This is a genomic window from Arthrobacter sp. 10L430 (genome assembly GCF_056395245.1).
Genome location: NZ_JBFTJD010000005.1, coordinates 245,935 through 260,498, shown reverse-complemented (window position 1 = coordinate 260,498; position 14,564 = coordinate 245,935). Strand labels below are relative to the sequence as shown.

Genomic DNA, 14,564 nt, shown 5'->3' with positions numbered 1-14,564 from the left:
ACGCTGCCAAAGCGGCCGCGGAACAAGATGCAGGGAACCGCTGCGGTGGCGCTGGATGGAGAACCGGTAAGTGTGGCGGGCCGAAGTCGGCTACCAGCGCGCCGCGGAGATCAGCAAGGGCACCATCCTGGAACGCGTTGACGTGGGGGTCGGCCTGATGACCTGATCATCCGGGCTGGCCGCCGGCCGCCGGCCCCTTTCCGGTAGCTCCGCTTCAGAGAAAAGGGTAAAGGGGGAAGATGTCGGGAAGATTCAACGCCGCGCGTGGGGGAACAGACTCTTCATCAGGCCCGACCGTCGGTGGGGCAGCGTCGTGCTGCGGCAGGTCGAAGAGCTGGAACTGAGTCTTCGGCTTGTCTTCGAAGAGGCTGTTTGTGATGGTCGTTGGCCGGACTGGCATTGCTGACCCCCTTTGCTAGCGCCGGAATTCATTCCGGCTTTCGTGAACGAAAAACGCTCCCTGCTGCTTGCCGCTCACCGCCCGGACAAACGCGGGCACCAAACCGGCTAAGCCTTGGCCCAGTCTTCCTCCCGCCCATCAAGTGTCGATCCGCCTTTCGTCAAGGTTTGCTCAAGAACCGTTTACATCTGCCAAGAGTCATGCAACCTCGGCCTGCTGCCGGGCCCTGGATTGGCGCAAAGCCGAGTTTGGCTACGAGGAACCAGCGGCGGTGATTCTGCCCGAAGCGACCACGTTCTGCACCATGTGTGTGGAAGTGATTCAGGGCCTCGGGGACTACCCGGCTCCGGCCAATGCCCGTTCGATGACCGGCCCTGCCCTGACGATGAGACCGTCAACCGGATGATCGAAGAGCGGACTTCGCGGATTGCCAATCACACCCGGGGCCTTTTGCGGTGGAGGTATTGGCCAGGTGGGCACCACACCGCTGAACGAGCGTCGACCGGAGGATGCGACGGCCGTGCCTCTCGTGCCTGCTGGCGCTGTGTGTTGCCACTTCCAATTTATCGCGTACACGGGGGCTTGCGGCAAGGCCCCCGTCATGCCGCAAACTGGCTCGGACGGGCCCTGAAAAGGTGCACGGAAAAGGCTTGGAGAGGCGGGGGTTGAGATGGTTGAAGTGATCGTTGCCGGAGGCGGTCCGACTGGGATGATGCTGGCCGGTGAGCTGACGCTGGCGGGGGTGGATACGGCGATTGTGGAGCGCCGCCCGACGCCCGAACTGGTGGGCTCGCGTGCAGGCGGGTTCCACTCGCGGACGATCGAAATCCTCGATCAGCGCGGGATTGCCGACCGGTTCCTCGCCGAGGGCAAGCCCGTCCAGGCGGCGTTCTTCGGGAAAACGATGCTGGACGTGAGTGACTTTCCTACGCGGCACCCTTACACGCTTGGCCTGTGGCAGAACCATATAGAGAGGATCTTGGCCGGATGGATCGAGGAGCTGGGTGTGCCTGTCCGCCGGGGTCTCGAGGTGGCCGGCTTCGCCCAGGACGACAGCGGGGTCGACGTGCATCTCGCCGACGGCGGGCCGATGCGCGCGCTGTACCTGGTCGGCGCCGACGGCGGGCGAAGTGCTGTCCGCAAGGCGGCCGGCATCGACTTCCCCGGCTGGGATGCGACGAGGAGCAGCCTGATCGCCGAAGTGGAGGTGACCGAGGAGACGCCGGCGGGCATCCGCATCGACGAGGTGGGGATCCACGGACTGCACCTGATGGAGGACGGGCGAACCACGCGGGTGATCGTGACCGAGAAACAACTTGGACCGGCGATCGAGCCCACCCTGGCTGACCTTGGCAAGGCGCTGACCGAGGTCTACAACACCGACTTCGGTGTCCACACTCCGACATGGATCTCGCGGTTCACCGACGCCACGCGGCAGGCAGCGGCCTACCGCAGCGGCCGCGTGCTGCTGGCCGGGGACGCCGCGCACATCCACGCTCCCTCGGGCGGGCAGGGGATCGGGCTCGGCATCCAGGACGCCGTGAACCTCGGCTGGAAGCTCGCCCAGGTGGTCAAGGGCATCGCGCCGGACAGCCTGCTGGACACCTATCACGCCGAGCGGCACCCCGCCGGGGCCCGCGCGCTGAAGCACACGATGGCGCAGTCGATCATGCAGCGGGCCGACCCGCGCATCGGCGCGTTGGCCGACACGGTGGCCGGCCTGCTGACGATCGATGAGGCACGGAAGCGGCTGGGCGGACTCATTTCCGGCCTGGACCTCCGCTACGACCTCGGTGAGGGGCACCCGCTGCTCGGGCGCCGTATGCCCGATCTCGACGTCGTCACGGCCAATGGCCCCCTGCGCGTGTTCACCCTCCTGCACGATGCCCGTGCGGTGCTGCTCAACCTCGGCGCGCCGGGCAGCATCGACCCGGGGCCCTGGGCGGATCGGGTGCAGTTGGTGGACGCCACGTACGACGGCGGGTGGGAGCTTCCGGTGATCGGTTCAGTCAGCGCTCCTGCGGCCGTGTTGATCCGGCCCGACGGGCATGTGGCGTGGACGGGAGACGGGACTCAGCCAGGGCTGGAGGATGCGCTGGCCGGCTGGTTCGGACCTGCGCGGCATTAACACCCCGCGAAGTACCGGCATTTCCGCTTTGTTGCACCTGATGCGGGAGTGCTTGACTGGAAGGTACGACGACGGCCACGCCGCCTTTCGCCGCCACCGGCGGTGCTCGAATGCGCAAAACACGTATGAGCTGATGGCCGGTATCTGGCCCACTGCCGACCGGTATCCTGACCTCTCGGCACCCCTGGTCGAGTTCGCCGGGTGTCCTGATTTGCTGCTCTGGACGGCTATCGGTCTCACGCCCATCTGGCAGCTCAAGCGCCGCAGCGCAAACAACGGCCCGGTGAAGCTGGCCGAAGCCGATGCGTGGAACCCGGCCGTCGTGACCCGCGGCGCAGTCGCCGCCGGCCGCCGTCGGCTTGACATTGCACCGGGCGGAGCGCCGGGAGGCCGAACGTGCCCAGGCGAAAGGTGCCGCTCCGACGGAACCGGAACAGCCGGAGTTCCGAGGCAGGGCTGGCGGCTCAACTACCTTGCGCCCGAACCTCGTCAGCACAGGTGCCTTCGACGCGAGGGTGGGCGGCCGAAATCGACCCTGCCTACCAGGCATAAGGGCAGCCGTCGGGGCCACGAGGAGTGCCCAAGCATCCTCAGCCCGAGGGGCCAGCGACGACTGGGGTACCAAAGCCCCGGTCTCAGAGGGCTTCAGTTCGTCGCCCGCCCCGGTCAAAGCCCGAACGCACCGTGCTCGGGAAGTGGTGAAGCAGCCGCTGAGCCCCCGCGGCGGGGCATGAAGGGCTGCTTCACCTTCAATTCAACACTGGCCGCCCGGGCACCGCACCAGTGGCCAATACCTGACTTTGTGCGTGCCTGGCTACTCGCCTGCGCAGGTGAGACCGACGCTGCGGATTTACGCCACCGGCATTCTGCAGGGCGGGTCCCGCCCCTATCGCCTAGCAGTCCGACCCAGACCCCTTAACCCGGCCGCGGAAGCGATACTTCCCCATATGAGTCAGGACGCCCCCGTAAAGTAAGCAGGGTGAGCAGAATCAGCCCGTACGATGCATGGCAGCGCCTACTTGAAGGCAACGCGCGTTTTATCTCGGGAGATTCACTGCACCCGAACCAGAACGCCTCCCGGCGCAGCGAACTGGTGAACACCCAAAACCCGTTCGCGGTCATCTTTGGCTGCGCGGACTCCCGTCTCGCCGCAGAGATCATCTTCGACGTCGGTCTCGGTGACGTCTTCGTGGTGCGCACTGCCGGGCACGTAATCGACGACGCCGTTCTCGGCTCGATCGAGTACGGTGTCTCGGTGCTCCACGTCCCGCTGATCGTTGTCCTCGGCCATGACAACTGCGGCGCCGTCACGGCCGCGAAAGACGCCGTGGAAACGGGGGAGGTGCCCCAGGGCCACATACGCGACTTGGTTGAACGGATCACACCGTCGGTGCTGAGCTCGCTGCGCGAGGACAAGACGGACGTCAACGACATGGTCGTCGAACATGCCAAGCAGACCGTGCGCCGGCTGCTGGACAGTTCACGGGTGATCTTCGACGCCGTGGACGATTACTCCACCGCGGTCATCGGCGTCGCGTACCGGCTCGAAGAAGGCCGGGCGCAGCTCGTCTCCACATCTGGCGTCCTCTAAAGCTGGCGGACCCTGCGCATCCCGGTGGCCGGATACGGCTAGTAAATCGAGTCCATTGAAGCACTGAAAAACGGCTCGGTACGCGTTCGCGGAAACGCTTCTGGTCCTGAGCGGGCCCTCCGCGACCTATTTCAGTCCTCCGCTGGTGAGAGCGTCCAGGCGCGGAAGGACTCCACGCGAAAGGCCCTACCCGCCCGCACGCGCCGCTGCAGCGGCAGCTGACCCAGTTCTCTCTCAACGCAGACCGTCTACTTGACATCACGCTGCCGTGGGCACGCTGACTGCGGCCGCTGGTCACGGTCGGTGACCGTGCAGCCAGCGCATGGCTTCGCGCTCGTCCGTGAAGTACTCGGTGGGGCATGGAGGCTTGGGGAGGCCGAGCATGCCGTGGGCAATGACCCTGTCCACGGGCGTGGCGCCGAGAATGGCGAAGGCCCTGACGGTGGCGGCTTCGCTGTAGACGCTGATCGCCTCTCTGCTGACGGAACCGACGCCGGTGATTTGGAGCAGTACGACCGAGGGTTCCCCGCCCATGAGCGCCAGAAGCCCTTCGCTGGCAGCGGCTCCATCCTCCGCTGTCATTCGTGCCCCAGGTTTCAGGGTGATCCGAACGATTCCTTCGCTGATCAGATCCACGCCAACATTGGCGGCAGCGGTGTCCTGGAGTGATTGCATTCGTGTTTGGGTCCCATCACGTGGCGAGTTAGTTTGGCCGCACAGGGACGCTCGTCAGGTGCGGCATAACGCATACGCGTCTTCCGCTCACCCCCGTGGCCTGACCTGCTCAGCCTACTGCTATTTTGCGTCAGACAAGTCGCAGTGCGGAGCGATTCCTCTGGGTGGTTACGCCGCCATCACGAACCCAGCAGGAAGTCTGCCAGAGCGGTAGTGGTCCGAAATCCGCCAAGAGATTTCGTCTAAGGTCAATCCGGTCATGATGTGCGGGACGGGTCGAATGATCCGGCGCGGCGGGGTCACTTTCCCAACCCACTGTCCGGGCGTACGCTGGGCGCCATCCAGTCGCCTGTATGGGCGATATGCAGCCCGGCCCAGGAAGGCAGCATCAATGTCGATAGGCATCAGGGGTAACTGGGACATGCCCAGCGTCTCGGCGCTGCAATGGCTCACCGACAACCCCGGATCCATGATCCTGCGGCGCACCATAGCCGCCATCATCTGCAAGAGATCGGCGGACCAGCGGAGTTTTTCGGCCCTGCATCGACGCCGCGGACCTAGGACATTTGGATCATGACCGCAGCAGAGGTTCCGCACGGCATGTCGCTTCCGGGGCCGCCCACGGTCGGCACTGTGGATCGTATCCTCGGCACAGCTTACGATTTGTTCTCCCGGCGGGGTATCCGGGATGTCGGCGTCAACGAACTGATCGAGTCGTCCGGGGTTGCGAAGTCGACCTTCTACCGGCATTTCCCGTCAAAGGACGATCTGGTCCTGGCAGTTCTGGCTCTACGGGACCAGATCTGGTTCGCGGAGGTCGTTGCCGAGGCACAGCGCCGCAGCGGGACCCCGGAGGAAGAGTTGCTGGTCATCTTCGACGTCTTTGCTGATTGGCTCGGAAGCGGCGGCTACGAATCCAACGTGTTTATCAAAGTCCTCATGGAAATGGGCCCTGACCATCCCTTGGGCCGTGCCAGTGTCGAATACCTGGCCAGGATCCGAGGACACGTCCAGACCTTGGCCAAGGACGCAGGGCTGGAGCACTCCGATGTGTTCGCGCGGGCATGGCACCTCCTGCTGAAGGGCTCTGTTATCTCCGCCATGGAAGGCGATGAGGGGGCCGCCGAACTCGCCCGGCAGATGGCCAAGTGTCTCATCCAGCGCCACCGCCGCTGCACGCTCTGACGGAAGAGCAGGGGGTCTGGAAGTACCCGCGTACTTGAGGGGGAGTTCCCCGTCTTTCCTAAAGGCCCCCTCCTGGTGACTGACTGCCGGCCAACCCTCATTGTTGCTGCCCGAACCCGGACTTATCATGGCCGAGAGCGGACAGCCGACCCCGCCCGTCCTCTCCAAACAGCAGAAACGGAGGCGCAACATGTCCGGGTACTTTGAAATTATTGATGCCCCTGACGGAGGATTCCGCACTCGGCTCCGAGGGCCGTCGGGGGAAATCCTGGCCGTATCAGAGACCTTTCCGACGAAGCGACGGGCGGCGGCCGGCATTGGTCTCATTAGGGAGGTTGCCGGGACCGGCCTCATCCGGGACATGTCCTCAGGGCATCGCGGGGAGCCGTTCCGGCGCAGGCTTCGGCTCCTTCGGGCACAATCCGGTCGCACCGTGGTTGGCCAGCTCCGGGCGCATCCAGATCCTTCGTTTGACAGCGCGGTCACCGCCAGGGCGACTCTGCAACGAGCCGGTTCACGCCGCTGGCATTCCGTCACCTGACCTCAGGTGGTGGAGCAGGGCGCAATGAGACAGCGGGTGGACCTCCCTGCCGGCAAGGCGAAGGAGCTGAAAGGCCGCCGGATGATCGCCGCGGCAAGGGTACAGGGGCGAATTGCAGGCCTAAGCGGCCGAGAAGTGGTGCCTCTCATGCCGGCGTCGCCCTTGTCGATCCCTTCGCTGCGGAGCTGACGCGCTTCCAGCATTGCCGCACGGATCAGGGGCACGAAGACGGAGGCCAGGACCGCGATGATCAAAGCGGAGCTCTAGGGCTGCGGAATGCCGGCTGTCTGCAGCCCCAAGCCCTCGAGTGAATCCGGCGGCCCGTGCCGTTCGCCTGCGGTGGCGGTACTCATTTTCTGCGTGCCTCTCGCGACCAGACACTCTCACGAGTAGCCTTTCAGCATCACCAGAGGGGTCACCATGCGCATACTCCAGACAGCCACCGATGCCATCAACGTTGCCAGGATTGACCGGATTGCCTATCTCAACCGCGAAGAGCGGATCTTTCTGACGAGGACGACCGGCAGGCCGGACTATGCCACCCCGGACCAGGGCGAAGTCATTGCTGACATAGGGCGGGCAGTCCCCGTCACCCTGGTCTACGTTGAGGACCAGCTCGAAGGGAGTCTCATCGTCGCGCGCCTCACAGACCTGATCGCCAATTCTGACTCCTCGGTCATCAAATTCGCCGAGGTTCGAAAGGATGCCCGGGACAGGGTTGCTGAAATGCGGTACAGAGATTCCGACGGCGGCGAAGATGCTCGCGATGTGGACTCCACTGACTAGGGGCACTCCACAGGTGAGGACGCCGTCGTTTACAAACGCGAAGGCGTGGTTGCTGTGCCCCGCCGCGGTGAAGGTGAGAAGGAAACTTCCGAACCGGAGTAGTGACATCGGACTCGTTGGCTGCCCCGGGGGAATAGCAGAACCTGCGAATGCCTTGTTCTGTGTGGGGCACCGAAGACTGGCTGCCCTCATGAAAGGATTCCCTTGCCCACCGCCTTTATCCCGTTCACCATGCACGCCACCGTCCAAGAGGGCCACAAACGGTCCTTCCGGACCGACATCGAGCGGCTCACCGCCGGCCACCGAGGCTGGGCGCCTCTGGATGTCGTGAAGTCCACAAACACCAAGGCGTTTTTTCGCGGTGCGATCCCGCAAAGTGAGCACACCGTAACCGATGCGAGTCTGGCCCGCTACCTCGAGGACCGCCTCGTGGCCGACAATGACATCCACCTGGATCTCAGCGTCACCATCGAGCGCTAGCAGCGCCAACGCAAGCCCCGGACCAGACAGGTCCGGGGTTCCTTGTTTGTGGCCGGAAAGCCCGAAAACGCGGCCGTGACATGACCCCGCCCACGGGCACCGGATAGTATCGCTGGGGCGGCGCCGTGTGGCGGACGCAGTACTTGAGGAGTGAAGTGATGGATCTGGGGGCCACACGCGTCGAGGTATTCGTCGATGGCAGGGTAACAGTTGGCGGGGAGCCCATCGCTCCTCCTGACGGAATGGACCCGTACTCAGCGGCCATTGCAGTCCTCGCCGAGTACGCCCGCAGTTCGGGTTCGCCGGCGCTTGCACATGCCGTAGACCACACCAATGGCCAAGAGGGCCGGTTCCGGGTGCTGGCCGATGGCACCGCAGAACCAGTCGCGGAGGCCGTATTGCCTGCTGCGCGGGAGGATTTCCCGCGCACCGAGCAGCCGGCTCCTCGGCCGGACATGGACACAGCGCCCGGCGCCGCGGGAGAACCCTCGCCGTACGGAGCGCGCCACATTGAGACCCAGTTCGTCCGGCCGGACCGTCCGCGGCCAACCAGCGGAGTCAGGGGCGTCCTGTACTCGGCCACCGGCGGGTTCGTGAACCTGGGCCCCAGTGCCAAGGACCAGGACGAGGCGGAACTGGAACGCCGGATCGCCCGGCCACTGTCCGGCAGCTTCAACACCGCCGTCCTTAGCCTCAAGGGAGGCATCGGCAAGACGTCCACCACGGTGGGTGTCGGGATGATCCTGGCCGAGTACAGGGGCGACCACCCCTGCGCCATCGACGCCAACCCGGACAGCGGGGACCTCGCCGAGCGCGCCCTGGGCGAGATGCTTTACCAGAAGGTCAAGCCCAGAACCGTGACGGACATCGTTCGTGACATCGATGCCATCAGCTCACTGACCGCCCTGACCGACTACATGCACCACGCGAACCGGTTGCACCTCGTGGCCGGTGAGCAGGATCCTGCGTTGTCGGACGCACTGACCGCCGACGAATACCTCAAGATCAAGAAGCTCGTGTCACAGTACTATTCGGTCACCCTGACGGACTGCGGCACCGGCGTCTCCCATCCCGCGATGGCGGGGGTGCTGCCGGAGGCCACCAACCTGGTGATCGCGTCCGGCTATGCCGTGAGCGGAGCAAAGCGCGCCAGGAACACGCTGCAGTGGCTGGCCGAACACGGCTATGAAAATCTTGCGCGGAACGCGATCGTTGTGGTCACGGACAAGGACCAGGTGTCCAACCGCGTAAACAAACGCGCCATTGAAGAGCACTTGGCCGGCTACTGCCGGCGGCTCATCACCGTGCCGCACGACCGTGGCGTGGCCGACGGGGACCGCATTTCGCTGGACAAGATCTCAGCAGGGACGCGCCGGTCATACAAGGAAATTGCCGCGGCTATCGTGGACGGCTACGTCTAGGCCAGGATCCTGCAGACCCAAAATCCTAGGCATCTGCTGCCAGGCCGAGCAGCAGACGCTCCCGAAGTGCCAGTGCACGGCCCGCGTCCCAGCCAGCCGCGTCCTGGCTCACCGCCTCAGGGAACCGGACCGCCAGGTGCCGCAGCGGCGGTGATCCCCGGAACTCGGCGCTGACGCCGTCGAGGGTGGAAGGATCCAGCCGCAGCTGGCGAACCAGGCCGGGCCCCATCAGTGCCAGTTGCGGCACGCGGAAACCGTCGTGGCCGGCCGGAACCGCGAGCCCGTCGGCACCGAAATGCAGCTCCACTCCGAACTCCTGCGCGCCGGACGCCACCGCCACCTTCTCGGCATTCCGCCAGTCAGGATCTGCACGCGCAGGATTAGCCCGCACCTCAGCGGAAACCATGGCATCAAAGGATTCCACGACGCCGGATCCCGTGCGGGCAACGGTCAGCGCACCCGCAAAGCCCCGGCCGGAGAACAGCATCGTTGCCGACGGCATGTGCTTCCGGAACCATGTGGTCATGGGTGCCGTCTCCCAGGGCTGACCCAGCGGCTCGGCGGGCCCGGCGTACTCCGGCCTGCCGCCGGTGACGGCCTGCAGCATCCCGGCCGTGAAATCTCCGATGACGAGTTCATGGCTCCCCGCATGCAGGACGCTGCCATGAAGGACGACGGCGGGATGCGGCGCCGGTGCGTCGCCCGGCCCGCGCGCCGAGAAGGCGCCGCAGAGCCCGGTTCCGTTTGGGACTTCAGTCACCCAAGTGACGCCGGAGGCCTTGAGGAACGCCAGCAGCGGATAACTGGGTGCTGCCAGCGGCTGGGTCTGCAGGGCGACGACGCTGCCGGGGGCGGCTGCCCGGGCGGCGTCGCCGAGCTGGGCGCGCAGCGTACGGCTTAGCCAGGGGTGCGGCGCCGGCGCGGCCACGAGCAGCAGCGGCAGCGTCGCGTTCACGATCCCCAGCCCGCGTTCAGGACCTGGTTGGCCTGCGGATCAACGACGAGCCCTTTGGTGCCAATCACAGTGATCATGAGGAAGGCGCGGACCGACTCGGCGGTTTCCTTGTCCGCGTCTTCCGACTCCGCATCTTCCTTGTCCGCATCTTCCTTGTCCACAGCGCAGCTGACTTCCGAGACCCAAGCCTCTCCCTCGAGCTGGCCGGCCACATCAGCGCCGAAGATGCGCTGAAGTTCCTCGTTGGCAGTGCGTTGGGGTGCGCTGAGCAGCGCGAGGTCTTCACCGTTGAAAGCGATGACCAGGTCCGCAGAATTCTCTGCGGGCACCAACGTGAACTTGTTTTCAAACTGCGCCGAAGCCCGGTGGAAGAGCCCCAGCCGTGGATCCTGGTCTGAAATCAGGTGGAAGTCGTAACTCACGGCTGGGCGGCCTCGCTGTCGTGGTGGAAAGTCTGCAGTACCGTGGCGTGCCGTCCGGGGCGGAGTATCCTGGCGCGCCCGGTGACCAGCGGCATGGGCCGCTCTCCGTTGGCGATCACGCCTTCGGACCGGTCGCCGGAGAACATGACCACCGGGGCACCGGCAGCGCGCAGTCCTGCGACGAACGGATCGTGCACAGTCAACGCCGCACCGCTGATCCTGCCAGTGACCAGTGCAAACAGCCCGACGTCGGAGCCCGAGGGCAGGTAACCGGCCAGTGGCCGCAGCGGCTGGCTGCCTGTTGCGGCGAGGATGTCGTAGTCGTCCACAAGCAGCACAATGCGGGGTGACCTCACAGGCGCGCCGGTGCCGTCGCCGAGCCGTTCCCTGACCTGGCCAGCGACAAAGTCGGCCAGCTGCGCGGCGCGCTGGCCGTTGGAGGCGTACTCGCCGAGATACTCATCCGGGATGAAATTTTGCAGCTGCTGCCGCGGATCGAACACGGCAAAAGCGAGTTGGCCGGGTTCATGCGTGGCGATGAGCTGGGTGGCAACGGCCTTGAGCAGGTTGGTCCGGCCCGTTTCCGGGTCACCGAAGATCACCGCTCCGCGGTCTGATCCGAACAGGTCCAGATGCTCTGTTTCGGCGTCATGCTCACGGATGCCCAGTGCGACCGTGCCGGTTACCGGGGCGCCTGCGGGCAGCGGGACGAGCGGCGGCAGCACCCGGACGGGGGGTGCCGTCCGGTCACTGAACTGCCGGAGGGCGTGGGCGAGTTCGCCAAGCTCGTCGGCGGAGTTGCCGGCGTCAGGGGCTTCGGCCAGGGACGGCAGCGCAAACTGGCCGATGGTTCTGTCCATGGTCAGAGCCCTTCCGGGCCGGTTCGGCCCCAGCGTGCTGGCGAGCCTGCGGTCCAGCGAGTCCGCGGGATCGGCGATGTGCAGTTCGATCCTGTTGCCGAGCAGCGATTGCCTGGTCATGCGGACCTCCGACCAGTTCCGGACGCTCACCACGACGTGGATCCCCAGGGAGCTGCCGCGGGTCATGATGTCGTGGACTGCATCTTCGATTTCCGGGAACTCCGAACTCAGGCTGCCGAATCCGTCGATCAGCAGGAACACGTCGGTGCAGCTGAGTTCTTCGAGCCGGCCTTTGCCGCGTGCCGACCGCATCGCCTGAACCGTGTCGAGCCTGTTCGCGTCAAACACCGTCTGGCGGATGTTGAGGAGGCCCTGGACCTCCTCAACGGTGCGTCGGAGCAGTTCGCGGTTTCCGCGGCCGGCCACGCCGGCGCAATGCGGCAGGTCCGCCAGTCCGGCGAGGGCGTTGCCGAGCAGATCCACGGCATAGAGGTTGACGTCGGACACGCTGTGACTCAGGGCCAGCGCAGCAGCGACGGTCCGCAGCGCCGTGGACCGGCCGCTTTGCGGCGCGCCGATCACTGCCAGGTTGCCGCCGCGCGCCGTGAAGTCCAGATGCCAAGGGCCCTGCCACTGCCGGGCGGGGTCATCCAGTATGCCGACGGCGGGGGCCAGGTAACGGGGCTGGGCCAGCCGCGGCCCTGTGGAGGTCAAGTTCAGGGCGGCGCCGGTACCGTGCAGGGACACGGCCGCCGGAAGGGGCGGCAGCCACACCGGCTGTGTCATGCGCGGCTGCGCGGATGCGAAGCCGACGACGGCGGACAGGATGGTGGGGCGGTCCCCGGAACCGTCGGACGAGTGGGTTTCGGGCTGGATCCCGACGCTGGAACCGTCGGGGGAGACGGATCCGCCTGCTGGGCCGGCTCCCTGCAGTACGGGGAGCGGCGGCTGTGCCCCTAGTTTGAACAGCGTGACCGGGACAGTCTCCTCGGCGGGGGCGCCGCCGTCGTCGTCCTTCGACGGAAGGGCGCCGGACACGTACGCTGCCCGGAATCTCTTGAACACCGTGGTGTCCACCTTCAGGATTCCGTGCCCCGGTGTGCTGGGCAGGTGGTAGGCGTCCGGAACATCGATGATGGTGCGGCTTTCGCTTTCCGAGTTCGTGTGCAGCGCGATCCGGTAGGCAAGGTACGTGTCCAGGCCGCGGAGCATCCCTGATTCGACCTTCTGGGAGGCGAGCAGCAGGTGGATGCCGATGGAACGGCCGATCCTGCCGATGGAGAGCAGCAGGTCGATGAAGTCTGAGCGGGCGGTGAGCAGTTCGCCGAATTCGTCGATGCAGACGAACAGATAAGGCAGCGGCTCCTGCAGCGCCGGGTTGCCCGGCGTCCGTTCCCGCGCCAGCCGGTAGTCGTTGATGTGGGCGAAATCGCCGCCGCGCTTGAGCAGTTCCTGACGCCGCTTGACCTCACCCGAGAGGCTGGAATGGATCCGGTCCACCAGGCTGGCGTCGCTCACCAGGTTGGTGACGAGGCCTGAGACATGGGGTGCGTCCTCAAAGGGGGCAAAGGTGGCGCCGCCCTTGTAGTCCACCAGGACCATGTTCAGGTCCTGCGGGGAGTGCGTGGCGATCAGCGAAAGGACGATGGTGCGGAGCAGCTCTGACTTGCCGGACCCCGTCGCCCCTACGCATAACCCGTGCGGGCCCATGCCCTGCTGGGCCGGTTCCTTCAGGTCCAGGTGGACGGGGGCGCCGTCATCGTCTTCGCCGATGGCCACGCGGAGGAAATCCGGACCCCGGTCCGTGTGCCACAGGCGGAGCATTGCCTCGGCCGTGTACTCGGTGAGCCCCAGGGCTTCCGCGTAGCTGCGGGATGACTTGTGCTCGCCGAATTCGTGCGACATCTCGGACAGGCGCAGGGGCGCGAGGGCACGCGCCAAGCCATCGGCAACCTCGGGCGGCACCTCGTCGGCAATGCCTGTGACCATTTGGCCGGTGGCCGTGGCCTCCACTGTCAGTGCATCAGATGAGACGGTCAGGCGAAGGTCAACGCGTTCGGGCTCGTGCTGCTGTTCCGTCAGCAGGTGGATCCTCGTGATCGCGAGCCGGTTCAGGTCAAGGCCGGCCGGCACGCCGGGAAGGGGCGTTGCGTCGTGTCCCGGCAGGTCCGAGATGACCACAAGGCGGGGCAGGGCGTCTGCCGGGAGCAGCTGGAAGTTACGGGCGGCGCTGGTGAGGGCCGCCGCTCGTGCGTCCAGTGAGCTTCGCAGCAGTGGGGCCAGCTCCTGGAAGGACGCAGCCTGCCGGACGTTGCCACCCGTCTCCTGCAGGTGCGGCAGCCATTTGGCCCAGTCCCAATCGTCCAGCTGCCGTTCTCCGGCGACGATGGCCAGCTCCACATCCTCGGGGGAGTGGGCGGCTGCGAGCTGGCCCAACAGGCTGCGGCATACCATCAGGGCCGCGGCGCGGTCACCGACGATTGAAACCTCGGAGACGGATCCCAGCGGCAGGGTCAGGGGAACATCCGGGGTGGACATGAACCGCTGCCGCAGCTGCTCGGCTTCGGACAGCATGAAAGTGTCGGGCCGCTCCACCGCGTCGCCGCTGTCCTGGACCGTGATACTCCGCCGGGGGACGGCACCCGTGCCGAAACGCGTCAGCAGGAAGTCCGGACTGGTCCGCCGCCGCTCCCACAGCCGGTGCGGATCATTGACCACATTTTCGACCAGCCTGGAGGCGGGCGGGTGTGCGGCGTTGGCCGAAGCCCGGGCACGGTGCTCCTCCGCCTCAAAGTCCTGCCGCCGCCGTCGCAGGTAGTCCAGGTAGAGGCGGCGTTTGGCCGCCCGCTGCCGCGTTGACTTGCCGCGCTGGGAAAACAGCAGCACCACGGAGGCCAAAACGGTGGCCACCATCATGATGGCTCCGATGCCGGCCAGGGATGAACCGCGGAACAGCATCATGACGGTCACGGAGGTCGCGGCGCCCAGCATGGGTACAAGTGCCAGCAGGTTTGTGCCGCCACCGGTCGCCAGCTGCGGGGGCGCGTCCAGCTGGGCGGCATCCGAGGCCCGTTCGGGGAGGGTTGTCCGGGCCGGCCTGTGGACGATTCGGATAGTCAT

Annotated in this window: 11 protein-coding genes; 7 read left to right on the top strand and 4 right to left on the bottom strand. The window is 65.9% G+C overall.

Going from position 1 to position 14,564, the window contains the following annotated elements; translation table 11 throughout:
- The first annotated feature begins 1,070 nt into the window (after positions 1–1,070).
- Together AC1DDG_RS07710 and AC1DDG_RS07705 are read left to right on the top strand one after the other, a co-directional pair.
- Positions 1,071–2,528, top strand: a complete 1,458-nt coding sequence (locus tag AC1DDG_RS07710; RefSeq protein WP_476875567.1) for an FAD-dependent monooxygenase — start codon at positions 1,071–1,073, stop codon at positions 2,526–2,528.
- Positions 2,529–3,507: 979 nt separating this feature from the next.
- Entirely contained in the window at positions 3,508–4,119 is a 612-nt protein-coding gene (locus tag AC1DDG_RS07705; RefSeq protein WP_476875566.1) for a carbonic anhydrase, read from the top strand.
- A gap of 294 nt (positions 4,120–4,413) precedes the next feature.
- Here AC1DDG_RS07705 and AC1DDG_RS07700 read toward each other — a convergent pair whose 3' ends face one another.
- Complete coding sequence (locus AC1DDG_RS07700) at positions 4,414–4,794, bottom strand: DUF7793 family protein (RefSeq protein WP_476875565.1); 381 nt, start codon at positions 4,792–4,794, stop codon at positions 4,414–4,416.
- A 573-nt stretch (positions 4,795–5,367) separates the two neighbouring features.
- Between AC1DDG_RS07700 and AC1DDG_RS07695 the strand changes: the two genes are divergently transcribed.
- From AC1DDG_RS07695 to AC1DDG_RS07675, 5 genes are all read left to right on the top strand, one after another.
- Positions 5,368–5,979, top strand: a complete 612-nt coding sequence (locus tag AC1DDG_RS07695; protein WP_476875564.1) for a TetR/AcrR family transcriptional regulator — start codon at positions 5,368–5,370, stop codon at positions 5,977–5,979.
- A 127-nt stretch (positions 5,980–6,106) separates the two neighbouring features.
- Positions 6,107–6,520: a YegP family protein gene (locus AC1DDG_RS07690; protein ID WP_354962134.1), complete on the top strand. Its 414-nt coding sequence runs from the start codon at positions 6,107–6,109 to the stop codon at positions 6,518–6,520.
- 420 nt (positions 6,521–6,940) lie between these two features.
- Complete coding sequence (locus tag AC1DDG_RS07685; protein ID WP_230118076.1) at positions 6,941–7,306, top strand: hypothetical protein; 366 nt, start codon at positions 6,941–6,943, stop codon at positions 7,304–7,306.
- 204 nt (positions 7,307–7,510) lie between these two features.
- Positions 7,511–7,786 carry a hypothetical protein gene (locus AC1DDG_RS07680; protein ID WP_230118075.1) on the top strand — a complete coding sequence of 92 codons (276 nt, stop codon included), beginning with the start codon at positions 7,511–7,513 and terminating at the stop codon, positions 7,784–7,786.
- Positions 7,787–7,944: 158 nt separating this feature from the next.
- Positions 7,945–9,207 (top strand): MinD/ParA family ATP-binding protein, encoded by a 1,263-nt coding sequence (locus AC1DDG_RS07675; protein WP_230118074.1) that lies wholly within the window; start codon positions 7,945–7,947, stop codon positions 9,205–9,207.
- Between the two features lie 25 nt (positions 9,208–9,232).
- On the opposite strand, the gene AC1DDG_RS07670 is transcribed toward AC1DDG_RS07675, so the two are convergent.
- The 3 genes from AC1DDG_RS07670 to eccCa are packed head-to-tail and all read right to left on the bottom strand — an operon-like array spanning position 9,233 to position 14,564.
- Positions 9,233–10,162, bottom strand: coding sequence for a DUF6177 family protein (locus AC1DDG_RS07670; protein ID WP_476875563.1), 930 nt, complete (start codon positions 10,160–10,162; stop codon positions 9,233–9,235).
- Positions 10,159–10,584, bottom strand: a complete 426-nt coding sequence (locus tag AC1DDG_RS07665; protein ID WP_476875562.1) for a hypothetical protein — start codon at positions 10,582–10,584, stop codon at positions 10,159–10,161. The genes AC1DDG_RS07670 and AC1DDG_RS07665 overlap by 4 nt, the downstream gene beginning before the upstream one ends.
- Positions 10,581–14,564, bottom strand: a complete 3,984-nt coding sequence (eccCa, locus tag AC1DDG_RS07660) for a type VII secretion protein EccCa (RefSeq protein ID WP_476875561.1) — start codon at positions 14,562–14,564, stop codon at positions 10,581–10,583. The genes AC1DDG_RS07665 and eccCa overlap by 4 nt, the downstream gene beginning before the upstream one ends.

Bases quoted from the DNA above. Each gene is read 5' to 3' on its own strand.
- eccCa (WP_476875561.1), bottom strand. From the start codon at position 14,564: ATGACTATCCGAATCGTCCACAGGCCGGCCCGGACAACCCTCCCCGAA.
- AC1DDG_RS07690 (WP_354962134.1), top strand. From the start codon at position 6,107: ATGGCCGAGAGCGGACAGCCGACCCCGCCCGTCCTCTCCAAACAGCAG.
- AC1DDG_RS07685 (WP_230118076.1), top strand. From the start codon at position 6,941: ATGCGCATACTCCAGACAGCCACCGATGCCATCAACGTTGCCAGGATT.
- AC1DDG_RS07675 (WP_230118074.1), top strand. From the start codon at position 7,945: ATGGATCTGGGGGCCACACGCGTCGAGGTATTCGTCGATGGCAGGGTA.
- AC1DDG_RS07700 (WP_476875565.1), bottom strand. From the start codon at position 4,794: ATGCAATCACTCCAGGACACCGCTGCCGCCAATGTTGGCGTGGATCTG.
- AC1DDG_RS07710 (WP_476875567.1), top strand. From the start codon at position 1,071: ATGGTTGAAGTGATCGTTGCCGGAGGCGGTCCGACTGGGATGATGCTG.
- AC1DDG_RS07695 (WP_476875564.1), top strand. From the start codon at position 5,368: ATGACCGCAGCAGAGGTTCCGCACGGCATGTCGCTTCCGGGGCCGCCC.